This is a genomic window from uncultured Erythrobacter sp. (genome assembly GCF_947499705.1).
In the GTDB taxonomy this organism is placed as follows: Bacteria; Pseudomonadota; Alphaproteobacteria; order Sphingomonadales; family Sphingomonadaceae; genus Erythrobacter.
This window is the reverse complement of record NZ_CANMPJ010000001.1, coordinates 748,613-763,094: the sequence shown is the minus strand read 5'-3', so window position 1 is coordinate 763,094 and position 14,482 is coordinate 748,613. Positions and strand designations below refer to the sequence as shown.

The 14,482-nt window shown below is 59.8% G+C and carries 14 protein-coding genes; 10 read left to right on the top strand and 4 right to left on the bottom strand.

Annotated elements, in window-relative coordinates; translation table 11 throughout:
* Positions 1–171: 171 nt before the first annotated feature.
* The 6 genes from ettA (at position 172) to Q0837_RS03475 (ending at position 6,672) form a co-directional block, all read left to right on the top strand.
* Positions 172–1,851 carry an energy-dependent translational throttle protein EttA gene (gene ettA, locus Q0837_RS03500; protein WP_298465341.1) on the top strand — a complete coding sequence of 560 codons (1,680 nt, stop codon included), beginning with the start codon at positions 172–174 and terminating at the stop codon, positions 1,849–1,851.
* Positions 1,852–1,884: 33 nt separating this feature from the next.
* A complete protein-coding gene (locus Q0837_RS03495; protein WP_298465339.1) occupies positions 1,885–2,439 on the top strand; it encodes a hypothetical protein in 555 nt (184 codons plus the stop codon).
* A gap of 737 nt (positions 2,440–3,176) precedes the next feature.
* The gene (locus Q0837_RS03490; RefSeq protein WP_298465336.1) at positions 3,177–3,488 is read left to right on the top strand and encodes a GIY-YIG nuclease family protein; all 312 of its coding nucleotides are present in this window, start codon (positions 3,177–3,179) and stop codon (positions 3,486–3,488) included.
* A gap of 134 nt (positions 3,489–3,622) precedes the next feature.
* The gene (locus Q0837_RS03485; RefSeq protein ID WP_298465332.1) at positions 3,623–4,795 is read left to right on the top strand and encodes an FAD-binding oxidoreductase; all 1,173 of its coding nucleotides are present in this window, start codon (positions 3,623–3,625) and stop codon (positions 4,793–4,795) included.
* 123 nt (positions 4,796–4,918) lie between these two features.
* Positions 4,919–6,088, top strand: a complete 1,170-nt coding sequence (locus Q0837_RS03480) for a diguanylate cyclase (RefSeq protein ID WP_298465329.1) — start codon at positions 4,919–4,921, stop codon at positions 6,086–6,088.
* A gap of 122 nt (positions 6,089–6,210) precedes the next feature.
* Positions 6,211–6,672 carry a hypothetical protein gene (locus Q0837_RS03475; RefSeq protein WP_298465326.1) on the top strand — a complete coding sequence of 154 codons (462 nt, stop codon included), beginning with the start codon at positions 6,211–6,213 and terminating at the stop codon, positions 6,670–6,672.
* 5 nt (positions 6,673–6,677) lie between these two features.
* Here the strand turns inward: Q0837_RS03475 and Q0837_RS03470 are convergent, their stop codons facing one another.
* Positions 6,678–7,259, bottom strand: a complete 582-nt coding sequence (locus Q0837_RS03470) for a pyridoxamine 5'-phosphate oxidase family protein (RefSeq protein ID WP_298465323.1) — start codon at positions 7,257–7,259, stop codon at positions 6,678–6,680.
* 207 nt (positions 7,260–7,466) lie between these two features.
* Here Q0837_RS03470 and Q0837_RS03465 point away from each other — a divergent pair, with 207 nt between their 5' ends.
* Together Q0837_RS03465 and Q0837_RS03460 are read left to right on the top strand one after the other, a co-directional pair.
* Positions 7,467–8,648, top strand: a complete 1,182-nt coding sequence (locus tag Q0837_RS03465; RefSeq protein WP_298465319.1) for an RcnB family protein — start codon at positions 7,467–7,469, stop codon at positions 8,646–8,648.
* 401 nt (positions 8,649–9,049) lie between these two features.
* The gene (locus tag Q0837_RS03460; RefSeq protein ID WP_298465316.1) at positions 9,050–9,718 is read left to right on the top strand and encodes a 2OG-Fe(II) oxygenase; all 669 of its coding nucleotides are present in this window, start codon (positions 9,050–9,052) and stop codon (positions 9,716–9,718) included.
* A 9-nt stretch (positions 9,719–9,727) separates the two neighbouring features.
* Here Q0837_RS03460 and Q0837_RS03455 read toward each other — a convergent pair whose 3' ends face one another.
* Positions 9,728–11,359, bottom strand: a complete 1,632-nt coding sequence (locus Q0837_RS03455) for a lysine--tRNA ligase (protein WP_298465314.1) — start codon at positions 11,357–11,359, stop codon at positions 9,728–9,730.
* Positions 11,360–11,638: 279 nt separating this feature from the next.
* Here Q0837_RS03455 and Q0837_RS03450 point away from each other — a divergent pair, with 279 nt between their 5' ends.
* Positions 11,639–12,022 carry a hypothetical protein gene (locus Q0837_RS03450; RefSeq protein ID WP_298465310.1) on the top strand — a complete coding sequence of 128 codons (384 nt, stop codon included), beginning with the start codon at positions 11,639–11,641 and terminating at the stop codon, positions 12,020–12,022.
* A 32-nt stretch (positions 12,023–12,054) separates the two neighbouring features.
* On the top strand, positions 12,055–13,143 hold the full coding sequence (locus tag Q0837_RS03445; RefSeq protein ID WP_298465308.1) for a transporter: 1,089 nt from the start codon (positions 12,055–12,057) through the stop codon (positions 13,141–13,143).
* Between the two features lie 58 nt (positions 13,144–13,201).
* Here the strand turns inward: Q0837_RS03445 and Q0837_RS03440 are convergent, their stop codons facing one another.
* Together Q0837_RS03440 and Q0837_RS03435 are read right to left on the bottom strand one after the other, a co-directional pair.
* Positions 13,202–13,663: a hypothetical protein gene (locus Q0837_RS03440; RefSeq protein ID WP_298465305.1), complete on the bottom strand. Its 462-nt coding sequence runs from the start codon at positions 13,661–13,663 to the stop codon at positions 13,202–13,204.
* A 111-nt stretch (positions 13,664–13,774) separates the two neighbouring features.
* Positions 13,775–14,344, bottom strand: a complete 570-nt coding sequence (locus Q0837_RS03435) for a hypothetical protein (RefSeq protein WP_298465303.1) — start codon at positions 14,342–14,344, stop codon at positions 13,775–13,777.
* Between the last annotated feature and the right edge of the window lie 138 nt (positions 14,345–14,482).

Genomic DNA, 14,482 nt, shown 5'->3' with positions numbered 1-14,482 from the left:
CAATTGCGCATTTCGCAATCCTTAGACCACAGGAAGTTAGGAGCAGGTAAATGATGACCTGCGGGGGTACAGGAAAGTTGCAGAGCGAGCCGCTTGCCCTCACCCCCTCTGCGCCCTATCTGCTCGGCAACACATTTCTCCAGACTATTTCAGATCCGAAGGACCCATCCGATGGCCGCGCAATATGCCTATGTCATGAAGAATATGACCAAGACTTTCCCCGGTGCCCCGAAACCGGTGCTGAGCAACATCAATCTCCAGTTTTACCAGGGCGCGAAAATCGGCATCGTCGGGCCAAACGGCGCGGGCAAATCGACCCTGATCAAGATCATGGCCGGGATCGATACCGACATCACCGGTGAAGCATGGCCGGGGGAGAATATCACGGTCGGTTACCTGCCGCAGGAACCACAGCTCGATGAAAACAAAACCGTGCTCGAAAACGTGCGCGAAGGCGCTGGTGAAACGGCGACCATGGTTGAACGCTTCAATGCGATCTCTGCCGAAATGGGCGATCCGGGCGACGACACCGATTTCGACGCGCTGATGGAAGAGATGGGCGTGCTGCAGGAAAAGATCGACGCGGTCGACGGGTGGACGCTCGACAACCAGCTCGAAATCGCGATGGAAGCGTTGCGCTGCCCGCCCTCCGATGCCGCGGTCACTAATCTTTCCGGCGGTGAAAAGCGCCGCGTCGCGCTCACACGGCTGCTGATCCAGAAGCCTTCGATCCTGCTGCTGGACGAGCCGACCAACCACCTCGACGCTGAATCGGTCGAGTGGCTGGAGAACCACCTAAAGGAATATGCCGGCGCCGTGCTGATGATCACTCACGATCGCTACTTCCTCGACAATGTGGTGGAGTGGATCCTCGAGCTCGATCGCGGCTCGTACTACCCATACGAAGGCAACTACTCGACCTATCTTGAGAAGAAAGCCAAGCGTCTCGAACAGGAAAGCCGCGAGGAATCCGGGCGGCAGAAACAGCTTTCCCGCGAACTGGAATGGATCAAGCAGACCCCCGCCGCACGCCAGACCAAATCGAAGGCCCGCGTCCGCAAATTCGAACAGCTTCAGGACGCACAGGGCGACCGCAAGCCGGGCAAGGCGCAGATCGTCATCCAGGTGCCCGAGCGCCTCGGCGGCAAAGTGATCGAGGCCAAGAACATCAGCAAAGCCTATGGCGACAAGCTGCTGTTCGAAAACCTCTCCTTCATGCTGCCTCCCGGCGGCATTGTCGGCGTGATCGGCCCCAACGGCGCGGGCAAGTCGACACTGTTCAAGATGATCACCGGTCAGGAAACACCCGACACCGGCAGCATCGAAATCGGCGACACCGTCCACCTCGGCTATGTCGACCAGTCGCGCGACGATCTGACACCGACCAACAATGTCTGGGAGGAAATCTCCGACGGGCACGATTACATGCAAGTCAACGGCCACGACACATCGACCCGCGCCTATGTCGGCGCGTTCAACTTCAAGGGCAGCGACCAGCAGAAGAATGTCGGCAAGCTGTCTGGCGGCGAACGCAACCGCGTGCACATGGCCAAAATGCTGAAGCAGGGCGGCAACGTGCTGCTGCTGGACGAACCGACCAACGATCTCGACGTCGAGACTCTGGGCGCGCTCGAGGACGCCATCGAAAACTTCGCCGGCTGCGCCGTGGTCATCTCGCACGACCGCTTCTTCCTTGACCGCCTCGCGACGCACATTCTGGCGTTCGAAGGCAACAGCCACGTCGAATGGTTCGAGGGCAACTTCGAGGCATACGAGGAAGACAAGCGACGCAGGCTCGGTGACGCTGCGGATCGGCCTACGCGATTGGCTTATAAGAAGCTGACGCGTTAGGCTTCACCAGAACACATTACGAGGGGAACGACCATGAAGAACAGTCCGCGCAATATCGCGCTGCTAATCGGCGCAATCATCGTCGGCCTGATCCTCGGTTTTCAGTACCCGATGTTTGGCCTTCTCATGCTGATCCCAGTGATCGGCTTCGTGGTCTTTGTTTTGATGCGCAACAAGGGTGGTACGGAGGCCGACGAAGCCACCGCCGCTCAGGCTCGCCAATTCACCGCATCCGAAGGGATGGCTGCGATCTATGTGATGCGCAAAGGCTTCGTTGCGGGTCAACAAGGCTTGAATATCACAATCGATGGCGGCATGACGTCACAGTTCCGCACCGGGCGGTTCGTCAAAGCGGAAGTTGCTCCGGGCGAGCACTCGGTCGAAGCGCAAATGGCCAGCCAGACCAAAGGCACGGCCACCTCGCACAGCGTCTCATTAGCGGCAGGTGAATGCGTACTGCTGGACGCAAAGATCAATATGGGCGCGCTGCAAGGCTCGGTCGAATTTCTTGAGACGCGCGATGCGGGGGAAGCGCGCGGGAAGCTGGCGGGGCTTAAGTTGGTTGAGTGGAGTGAAGGTGAAGGGTGAGTGATGTACCGTTGGCCTACGCGGTTGGCTTATAAGAATCTTACTCGCTAGGTATCCTTACGCGAACGAGACGGTGAGAGTCAGCAATGGTATGAGGTCAAGTCGCAATTTCACTATCGCATTCTTAGCGATTTCCATTGCCAGCGCGGCGACCGCTCAGTCTCTCCCTTCTGACAGCGCGATCTTTATTCGTTGTACTGGCGAGCTTGCGATGGGCGAAGATAGAACTCGTAAGCAGCCCTTCGACCAGATATTTGCTTTTTCGGAAGAGGACAAAAAGTTCTATAAGTATTGGCCATACGTCAGAGAATTCTCAGACTTTTGTGGTTCCAACGACCCTTGCTTCGTAACCTTCGAAGAGAACGAGATTTCTGTGTCGTATTCATGGGAATACCCAGATAAATCCGAGTTTACCCATTCGAACCTTCGACTGAGCGTTGAACGATATACAGGTCTGATGTGGCAAAATGTTGAGCATGTAAAGTCGCAGGATTGGCGTTCAGTGATCTCTCGAAAGTTAGTTTCTCGAACCGATGCGGTGTGCAAAAGGGTTCAAGATCCACGACTGGAGCAACGTCTCTTCTGAGACGTCACCCCGGACTTGATCCGGGGTCCCGCTTCCCACTTCGTCATCCCCGCGAAGGCGGGGATCCAGATTGGCTTTGGTGCTAGTCTGCGTCCTGGATTCCCGCCTTCGCGGGAATGACGAGAGGGGCGCGTGGTGTTAGGGTCTGGCGATGCCTCAGGACTTCCAGCCTTGCGTCTATATCCTCGCATCGAGGCGCAATGGCACGCTGTATATCGGCGTCACGTCCCACCTGCTGGTCCGCATTCATCAGCATCGCACAGGCGCACTCGAAGGCTTCTCGAAACGGTACAACACCAAGCTCCTCGTCTGGCATGAACAGCACGCGACGATGGAGAATGCCATCATTCGCGAAAAGCAGCTCAAGAAGTGGAACCGGGCGTGGAAACTGCGGCTGATCGAAGAAAGCAATCCCGCATGGCGCGATCTCGCTGAGGACTTGGGTTTCGTAGCGATGTCTTGACGGGAGTGAGTTGCCTCCGTCACCAATTGCCATAATTTGCAGCACCAACGCCCCAGCCGTTCTCCGAAACCGCTCAGCGCTCGGCTCTAGCCATCCCCGTCACCTCCTCTGAAACACCGGTCAAGGAGGGGCAAATGACAGGGCATACACTCACACGGCGGAGCATTATCGCGACCGGGCTTGGCACCGCGCTTGCCGGGTGTACGAACCCTAGGCTGTTCGACAGCCCTCCCCCCGCTCCAGCAAACAACTTCGGCGCACTTAAACCTCTCGATCTGCGACCCGAGAACCTCATCAAGATTACTGTCTGCACCCGTCCGCTACGTCCGGCCGGACCTCGGCTTGAGGCGGAGGTGATTGGCGACAAAACCATCGTTCACAATTACGGACACGGTGGCTCCGGCTGGTCCCTCGCCTGGGGTTATGCCGAGGCTGCACGCGATCTTGCTGCCGCTAGCCGACCAACTTCCGTCACCGTCGTTGGCGCGGGAGCGATTGGGCTGACGACAGCCATTGCGCTTGCAGAGACGGGCGCAAAGGTGACCATCCTTGCGCGCGACCTGCCGATGGAGACGCGCTCGACCCGCGCAACCGGTGTATGGTCACCTTCCAGCCGCATCGGATATCGTTCGGCGACCGGAGACGACTTCCCCGCGCGGTGGGAAGCGCTGGCACGGCGATCCTATGCGCGGCATCTCTCGTATATCGGACGGGCGGGCCACCCGGTTGAGTTCACGCCGCAATTCTATGTCCGGCACGAACCGCGTGAGGCACCGCTTGCGAGCGATCATAGCGGTGGTAACGAGTTCCTCCATCTTGGTCGAAACCTGCGGGGATTAACGCCGCCGTGGTCCGAACGTGGCACGCATCCCTTCCCAACCGATGCGGGCGTACGCGGTGGTCTTGGGATGGTCTTCAACATCGCCGAATACACCCGCCAACTGACCGAGGATTTCCACGCGATGGGCGGGCGGATCGAACGCGCGGACATTGGATCGGTGGCTGAGCTTGCGCGCCTGCCGGGAGATGTCGTCGTGAACTGCACCGGGTATGGAGCCAAGACGCTAGTGAGTGACACCTCGATGCTCGGCGTCAGAGGACAGATCGCTTGGATGGCCGCGCAAACCGACCGCCTCTACGGGATCTATCATCGCAATGTGACGGCGCTATCCCGGCGCGATGGATTGCTGATCCAGGAAACCGGCGGGAACGATTATTTCGGCCTCGGCGACGACAGCGAGACACCGGACAGGCAAGAATTCCTCGCCGCGCACGCCAAGGTCGCGCCCATGTTCGACTGGGGCTGAGCGACGTCCGCCACGCATTTCGCGTTCCCCTAACTGGCAATTAACCCTCTCCGCCTAGGACGGCGCCTCTCTCTTTTGGGGGCCGATTTGCGCGAAGTTCTGCTCTTGCTTTCAACGCCGCTCGTGGCGCTGATCTTTGCTGTGACGTTCTGCGTCATCTGGCAGCGGGATCGCACGCGTACATCCAATCTCGCCCTCGGTTTGGGATGGCTCATGCTGTCCTGCGCGATGCTCATTTCGCAGCTTAGTCCCGCGCATCTGGGCCGTGTGCTGGTGGCAATCACGCATGTGCCATACACGCTGGCGGCTGTGGGGCTGTGTTCGGGCATCTTGCTGCGCGTGGGTGTGACCCCGCCGATCCGCGCTTTCCTTGGCATCGGTGTCGCCGGTCTGCTTACGATGATGCTGACGCAGTCGATTGGCGAGAGCATCAAGGCCGACCTGCTGATCACCAACATCACCAGCGGCGTGATGATGGTCATGACCACCCAGTCCTTTGCGCAGACCGGCAAGCGTGACGGGATCGAGCGGTTCATGCTGGTCACGCTGATCCTGGTGACAGCGCAGTTTTTCATCCGGCCGGTTCTGGCTTTCATGTTCGACGATACGATCGCGGCAGAGCAGTATCGCGAATCCGCTTACTATATGACGCTCGCCTGGCTGTTTGGGTTTGGATCGGTGCTGTTCGGTCTCGCTCAGCTTGCCGCAAGCGTGAAGGACCAGATCAACGCGCTGCACCGCCGCAACGCGACCGACGACCTCTCCGGTCTGCTGGCTCGCGGCGAGTTCGAGGTTCAAGTTGCGGAAGCGTTGTCGCGCGCGACGTCCAAAGGGGTTTCGGTATCGCTGATCATTGGCGACATCGATCACTTCAAGAAGATCAACGATATTTGGGGACACCAGGTCGGCGATCACGCGATTGCCGGGTTTGGCGCCATGATTGGGCGAACAATCCGCGCCTGCGACATTGCCGGGCGCGTGGGTGGAGAAGAATTCTGCGTGCTGGTCTGGGATGTGGACGAAGGCAACAGTATGGGACTGGCAGAACGCCTCCGCAAAAACGCGAACCTGTTGGAGATCGAAGGGGGAAGTCTGGATGTGCGCCTGACCGCCAGCTTTGGAGTGGCGCTGCGCGACGGCGATGAGTCCTATCGCAGCCTATTCGCGCGCGCAGACAAAGCGCTCTATGAGGCCAAGTCGGGCGGCCGCGATCGGGTCGCGAGCAGTGCGAGTGCCGTTGAGGCGCATCAAGATGCATCGCCCGCCCCAACCGGCACTCAACACGCCGCCTGATCTGGACTGCAACCCGGCGGCTAATTCCCCCGGCATTTCTGACCATACTTTACGCGCCTTTAACCACCTCTGGGTCATTGATCGTGTCTGCGAAGGTGCAGCCAGAGGGGGCACGGGCGACGATGCTAAGCGAATTTGCTATTGTGATGAGCCCCGTCAGCGTAATGCTTGCCGGAGCCGTCGCTTGCGCTGCTTACGCGGTGCACGCCTACCGACCGTCACCGAGTGAGAATGACGCGCTTGCCGGGCTGTTCCAGCGCGAGGACTTCGAAAGCCAGCTCCGTGAAGCCGCGTTGTTATCGTCTCATGCGCGGCCCCCGCGCCGCACGGCTCGGGATCGATCACAGGAAAACACGGAAACGCGCGAACACATGCTTCATCAGATCGCTGCGGTGATGCGTGGGAGTGAGCGGGATGCGGAAGTCGTCCGTGAAACCGCGCACTACCTAGCGGGCGAAGGCTTCGTCATCATCGAAAGCCGCGCTGCCGCCATCACACCTGATGACACGGGCGAGATCATTCCGATCGGCGATTTCGAGGAAGTGAAGCTCCTCCCGCCACCCTCACCGGCCAAAGCGGCTTAGTCGCCTTAGGGCGAGACCCAGCGCCCTTCCCACTCGCAATCGCTTCTGGAGAATTGCGCCCGGATATGCCCGGTATGCGCAAGATAGAGCCAATCCAGCTCATTGACCTCGACCAGAAGCACAGAGAAATTTTCCCAAGCCGGCTCGAGCTGCTCATCGCTCGGCTCGACGCCTTCGAACTCAGCGGGCAATCCCGAAGTTGGAGCCTCCGCTAGTGTGCCCGGCCCTTCCCCAAGATAGCAACGGCGCGCGAAGTTCGTGCCGTTTGCCCAGGCCTGCTGGGTAACCTCTGCATCGCGCAAGACAGTACCGGTGCCGCGCGCGCGGATCTGGATCTTGGCAGCCTTGTCATAGAACAGCACCGCCATGCGCGGATCGTCTTCGATTGTCGCGACCTTTGGCGCGCGGGTGTCGGTGTGAAAGCGCAATGTCCGCGCCGAGGCGTCAAATTCGCGCAGTACCATCACCCGTGCATCGACATCGCTGGTGATGACCGCTGGAGCGTGCATCGGCGACTTGCGATCCTTGGCGGCGCGGATCAGTCGGTTTGTGCAGTCGCGCTGCACATCTTCAAGCGTTTCGAACATGAATAAGCATGTGAGGGCTTGGCGACCGGCGATCAAGCGCAGCAATATACCCCATCCAGCAATCGTTCATCTTAAAAGCCCTAAAGATGAACCAACACCTAAACATCCGGTTAAGTCTGGCGACAGCGAATCGACTGTAACACGGCAAACGTAACAGGATGTATCAATCAGCCGCGAGTGGTGGGGCGGTAACACTTGGAGGCACTCATGAATATCAACCTCTGGCTGAAAGGCAGCGCTTTATCCGCTATTGCGCTTGCCCTTGCCTTGGTCGCTCCCACCGAAATCGGAGAATCGAGCGCTGAAGCTGCTGAGACAGCGACAGCAAGCGCACAACAGGACCGTCAGGATCGCCGGGCCGAGCGCCGCGGTGAGCGACGTCAGAACCGCCAGCGCGCCCGTCAAAACAATCGCGGCAATCAGCAGCAGGCCCGCCGTGCCAATCGCCAGAACCGGCAGGAGGCACGACGAGGCAACCGCGACAATCGACAGGAAGCACGGCGCCCAGCCCGTGCAAACCGCGAACAGGCGCGGCCTGCACGTCAGGTCGATCGCCGGGATCTTCGCCAGGTCAATCGCGCAAATCGCGGCGATGCCCAGCGTGCAAACCGAGCCAATAGGCGCGATACGCGCCAGGTAAACCGCACCAACCGCCGCGACATGCGTTTCGAGCAGAGCCGCGAGAGGGCTGGTAACCGGAATGTTGAACGCCGCACAGAACGCCGGGTCGAGCGGAGAAACAACGGTCTCGATCGGCGCGTGGAACGTCGGGGCAACCGCGTTGAGAACCGCGTCGACCGCCGCGGCAACCGGTTAGAAAATCGCAGCGAACGGCGCGGTGAGCGCCGGGCAAACCGGCGCGGGGATCGGTTCGATCAGCGCGCACGGCAGATCAACCGCCGTGTTGACCGCGCCCAGAACCGCCGCAGCGATCGCCGGGTTGACCGCGTCCGCAGGGACGGTTTCCGCGACGGTGTGAGAGCCGAGCGTCGGCGTGATGCGCGCCGGGACAATCGCCGCTACCGGAACAACCGGAACGCATACCGCAATGGCTATCGTCAGGCGCGCCGTGACCACCGCCGGTGGAACCGTGGCTGGCGCGACAACCGCCGCTACGGCTGGCGCAGCTATCGCCGGTCGCACCGGAACATTTTCCGGCTAGGCCGTTACTACGCGCCTTACCGTTCGCACCGCTACAGCCGACTGAGCATCGGGTTCTATCTCGATAGCCTGTTCTTCCAGCCGCGCTTCTTCATCAACGATCCGTATTCGTACCGCCTGCCGGCTGTGTACGGGCCATATCGTTGGGTGCGTTATTACGACGACGTTGTGCTGGTCGATATTTACACCGGCGAAGTGGTCGACGTGATCCACGACTTCTTCTGGTAAAGCGGTACTCCGACCAGAAGTGCAGGGCCGGATACTTGCCAGTCGCCTGCGTCAGGACGGAGCCGAATTGCTCACGAGGCAAGGCGCGAGGAGTGAGCGATGCCAGAGCATCGTGATCGACGTGCAACGCTGCATCGTGCGCAATTCGGCCCGCCGCTTCGCGGTTTTCCGACAAGGCCCGCTGCCAGCGTCGCGCCGCTTGTCCGGGACCACCGGCCCGGCCTGCGCGCCGCTCCTCGGCACCGAGCCTTGTCGAACAATCCTGACGTAGGCGACTGGCAAGTATCCGGCCCGGACCCCCGCTGGAGCGATCCGGTGGGGGTTTTTGATGCGCCTCTTGATGGGCACCAATCAAGCGCGCGGCAGTTGCATGGCACGCGGCAATTGGTAGAGCGGCAGCAATGGCAAAGATCGAGATGATACCCGATCAGGACGGACTGATACGCATCGGCGAAAGCGTGCGAAAAAGGCTTGCCGGCGATCCGGGCGTGTACAAGGTCGACACCGACAAGGCCGAATTGTTCGCGGTCGGAGAATTCCTGAGCGGCGCGGAATGCGAGCGCCTGTGCCTGATGATAGACGAGGTCGCGCGCCCGTCTGCCCTGCACGAGATCGGCTATGAGAGCGGGTTTCGCACCTCCTATTCAGGCGATCTCGATCCCGAAGACAGCTTTGTCATGGGCATCTCCCGCCGGATTGATGATCTGCTCGGCGTGAACCCGATCATCGGCGAGGCGATCCAGGGTCAACGCTATCTGCCGGGCCAGCAATTCAAGCCGCACAATGACTGGTTCTACACCACCGAAAAATATTGGGAGCTTGAGCGCAAGCGCGGCGGGCAACGCAGCTGGACCGCGATGGCCTATCTCAACGACGTCGAGGAAGGCGGCGGCACGCATTTCACCGAAATCGGCATCAATATAGAACCAAAGGCCGGCGTGCTGCTCGTCTGGAACAATGCAAAACCAGATGGCAGTCCGAATCTTGAGACGATGCACGCAGGCACGCCGGTGATCAAAGGCAGCAAATACGTGATTACGAAGTGGTACCGCACCCGCAAGTGGCGGTGAAAAGACGCCTCACGCCTTCGCCAACGCCTCGGCAATCAACTTCCGGCTTGGCTCGATCCCATACAATGTGATGAAGCTGCCCATGCGCGGCCCCTGATCGCTGCCAAGCAGCGTCTGGTAAAGCGCCTTAAACCAGTCGCGCAGATTCTCGAACCCGAACTCCTCGCGCTTGCCGATCTCGTAGACGATGGTTTGCAGATCCTCGGCTGAGATGTCCTCTGCGACCTCTGCCAGTTCTGCATCGAGCGCCTTCAACGCCGCAGCTTCGCCGTCTTCGGGAGCGCGCTTTTTCAGCGTCGGCGCGATAAACACGCGGTTGTAATTGATCGCCTTGTCGATCAGCAGATCGAGCTCCGGATGCGCTGCCGGATCGGCGTTCTCGATATAATTGTCGAGATACGACCAAACCGCGTCCTTGCTTGCTTCCGCACCCAGCACCCCGATCAGGTTGAGCAGCAGGCTGAAAGGGACCGGCAAGGCATCGCCAGCCCCCGGAGCCTCTGTCCCTTCGTGCCGCTCATTCAGCCGCAACAGGTTCCAGGCAGGGTTGCCGAGCTGTTTGTCGAGCGGCTGCTCGGCCAAACGTTCGCGGAACTGCCAGTAGTCGTCGACCGCGCGCGGGATCACACCCACATGCAGCTGCTTTGCGCTCTTGGGGTTGGGGAAGATGTAGAAACCCAGGCTCTCTTCGGAGCCATAATCGAGCCATTCCTCAATCGTCAGGCCGTTGCCCTTCGATTTGGAGATCTTCTCACCATTCTCGTCGAGGAACAGCTCGTAGATCAACCCTTCGGGCTTGTTCCCGCCAAGCACGCGCGCAATCTTGCCCGACTGTACGCCGCTATCGGTCAGATCCTTGCCATACATCTCGTAGTCAACGCCGAGCGCGACCCAGCGCATCGCCCAATCGACCTTCCATTGGCACTTGGACATGCCGCCCAGAGCCGACTGCTCAACAGTGCTACCGTCTTCATCGGTAAAGCGAATCGTGCCCGCTTCAGCGTCTACCACTTCAATTGGTACTTGCAGCACGGCACCCGTGGTCGGGCTGACAGGCATCACGGGCGAATAGGTCTTGCGACGCTCTTCGCGCAATGTCGGCAACATGATGTCGAGGATCGCGTCGAAATTGCGCAGCACACCGCGCAGCGCATCGTCGAATGCCCCCGAATTGTAGCGGTCGGAGGAACTCACGAACTCATAATCGAACCCGAACCGATCCAGAAACTCGCGCAGCATCGCGTTGTTGTGCGCGGCGAAGCTATCGTAAGGCGAATTGAACGGATTCGGGATACGCGAGAGCGGCTTGCCCAAATGCTCGGCCAGCATGTCCTGCTGCGGAACATTGTCAGGCACCTTGCGCAGTCCGTCCATATCATCCGAGAATGCAACCAGCCGGGTCGGTGCACCGCCGCTCAGCGCTTCATAGGCGCGGCGGACGAGTGTGGTGCGAAGCACTTCCTGAAACGTACCGATATGCGGCAGACCCGACGGACCATAGCCGGTTTCGAACAACACCGGCAGCAGCTCGCCGTCGGAACCACGTTTTCCGTCGCGCAGCCGCTTGGCGAGGCGCTGAGCCTCCTGGAATGGCCATGCTTTGGATGTGCGGGCGGCTTCGATCAGTGCGGTATCGGTCATAGTGTGGCGGCTTTTATGGAAGGATAGGATTGTTGCAAGCGCGAAGACGGAGCGAAGTTGACAATGCTGACAGTGTGTCACCCACGGTTCGGGGTCACTTTCCTCATGAAAAATAGATGTTTGCGCTCCGAAAGGCGAAGTTGACACTTCTCCAACTCAAACACGCTGGCTTCGTTTTCAAAATCATCTGCCATTTAAAGCGCTTGAGCGGTGGAGGACAGCGCTTCGCCGAGGAACCATTGCTTGCGGCGAGCATTTACGGCGCTAAGGCAAGAGACAATGTATCCCGCATCACGCCCCTTTCTGATGTTCGCTCTGCTGCTGGCCATTGGCCTGCGGACGGTGCTGGGCGCGCCTTGTTGTATGGATGGTTCGGGTCATGCGAGCGTAAGCGGACAGGTGGTTGCTGCTGAACATATCGTACACGCAGGGCACGGCTCCGGCGAGGCCTCTCCATCAAGCGCCGATCACTCCGAACACGGCGATGGGCCGACCGCCAATCCGTGTTGCTCGGCCTGCGGACCGACCTTGCCCTCTGATCCAGTTCAATTCGCCGTGCTCACCGCACCGAAGATATTGCCCGAGCCAGCACCGGTTCGCTCGCTCGCAACGCGTCCGCCCTTCCCCGCTTACGACGCAACAGGACCACCACTCCGGATCTGAATCCCCCAATTTCAGATCATCAGGAGTACATAATGAAATCGCTTTCCAAGGCGGGCAGCATGCTTGCCGTCACCGGTGCCGTGCTCGGCGCCTCTCCAGCTTTTGCCGACGAAGGCCATGACGCCGCACCCGGCGGCGTCAACGCGCTCGACCACGCCCCTATCGGCGTGATGGGCGACCACCGCCACGCCGAGGGCGAATGGATGGTCAGCTACCGCTTCATGCATATGGACATGGCAGGCATCCAGATTGGCAACAACGATGTGACGCCGGAACAGGTCGCCACAAGCGTCCCCAATCGCTTCTTCGGCGCGCCGGGCCAGCCGCCAACGCTTCGCATTGTCCCGACCAGCATGCGGATGGACATGCATATGGCGGGGATCATGTATGGCTTGTCCGACCAGGTGACGCTGATGGCGATGGGCAATTACATCACCAAGGAAATGGATCACATCACTTTTCAGGGCGGCATGGGGACGACGCAGCTAGGCACCTTCCGCACTCGCACGGCGGACCTCGGAGACACCAAGGTTGCGGCGCTCATCGGCTTGACGGACACAGTCCACATCAATGCGGGCATCTCGATCCCGACTGGGACCATCACCGAAGAGGCGCAAATCCTCACGCCGATGGGCGGAACACCTACTGTTCGCACTCCCTATCCGATGCAAATCGGCAGCGGCACTTGGGATCTTCAGCCCGGCATCACCTACCGCGATCAGACGGACCAATTCGCCTGGGGCGCTCAGATCAGGGGCACGATCCGGCTGGGCGACAATGATCAGGGCTATTCGTTCGGCAATCGCGGAATGGCGACTCTTTGGGGTCAGGCTGCGTTGACGCCCGGCGTGGCGGTCTCAGGTCGGTTGCAGGCAGAAACGCTGGGCCGGATCGACGGAATAGACCCGCAAATCACCGGGCCGGTGCAGACAGCCAATCCCGATTTTCAAGGCGGTGAAACGGTGACGGCTTTTGCCGGAATGAACTTCGCTGCGACCGGCGGCGCTCTGAAAGGCTGGCGGCTAGGGATCGAAGGGGGATTGCCGCTGCTGCAGAACCTCAACGGCCCGCAAATGCCGACCGATTATTCGCTGACTGTAGGCGTCCAAAAAAGCTTCTGAGCGATAAGTCGCGGTTCCACCCTCTCCATAAGCAGGGGCGGACAATTGTCTGCCTTTGTCAGGAGCCGCGCAGGCGGGCGGCGCGGGCAGGCTCTTCAGTCTGTTCCGCGTCGTCCGACCACGTTCCGAATTGGCCCTCCGTGTGAAGGTACACGATTTTCCCGTCGACGATCTCGTATTCCGAGTAAGAACAGCATTCTTCGCTGCCGTCTTCGAAAACATATGCGATGGTCAGATAGATGCGACCATCGACCATGCCGCTATCCTCGATCCGGATAGTCGGAGCGCCTTCTTCGAAATTCTTGCGGTAGAGCGCATGGATACGCGACTGTCCCGTAACTTCGACTCCATTGGCTACCACAGTGGCGTCATGCGCGAAGGTTGCTACGAAGCGCTCAAGATTGCCGTCGCGGTAGGAATCGACATTCCGCTGCACCACTGTCTGCGGGCTGGCCTGCGCGAAGGCAGCGGGTGCGACCGCCATTGAAGCGATCGCGGTGATCAGGATCGGTAGACGCATGAATACCTCCATGGCTGGAACTTGGTCTCACGATTATGCTGCCCAAGTCTTTATTTTGAGTTCACAGGCGTTGTTGGCTTAGGCGGGGGAGTTTCAAAGGCTCAGAGGCCGTCAGACCATCACCGAACGGCCGGTGCCGCTGCGGTCCTTGAGACGCTGCATCATCCCGGGGATCATCAGGAAGTCGAAAAACACCCAGAACCCGCGAAAAGCGAGCATTGCCAGGCCGAGCGGTGGGAAAATGACCATGAATAGCAGACCGCCGGCAAACAGCCCGACCTGCGCCATGCCCTTGGTGAACTCACCGCAATAGAAGCGGTGCATCGAGACGGGCGCGAGCATAAACAGCAGGAAATATGCCATCATCGTCCTGCGCTGATGCGGCAAGCCGAATCGATCGTCGGTCCAGTCCTCAGCCTTTGATTTGAGGTCCGATCTCTCGGCGACATAGCCAGAGACAAAGTGAGCGGGCTGCGACGTGTGGCTAGGAGGTGAGTAGCCAAGCGTCGATGGCGATCCGCTGGCATCACGGCGAGCGCGTTCTTCAGCAAGGAATGCCTCGCGCTGTTCGGCATAGGGATCGCGCGGCTCTGCAGGCGCGGAAGCTGCACCAAATCCAGCCGCGGGGCGTTGCCCCTGCCGCAGCTGAGATTGGCTGACACCTTTCTTTCCGAAGCTCATGCTCAATTGTTCCAAGCTCTTGTCTGAATGTCGCGGTAGCTCCCGGAGGTTAAAAATCGCTTGGCGCTCGCAATTGTGGGGCGTGGCCAAGGTCACCGTTTACTTGTCGCGCTGCCTCCCGCATTTCAGGGCGGTGAG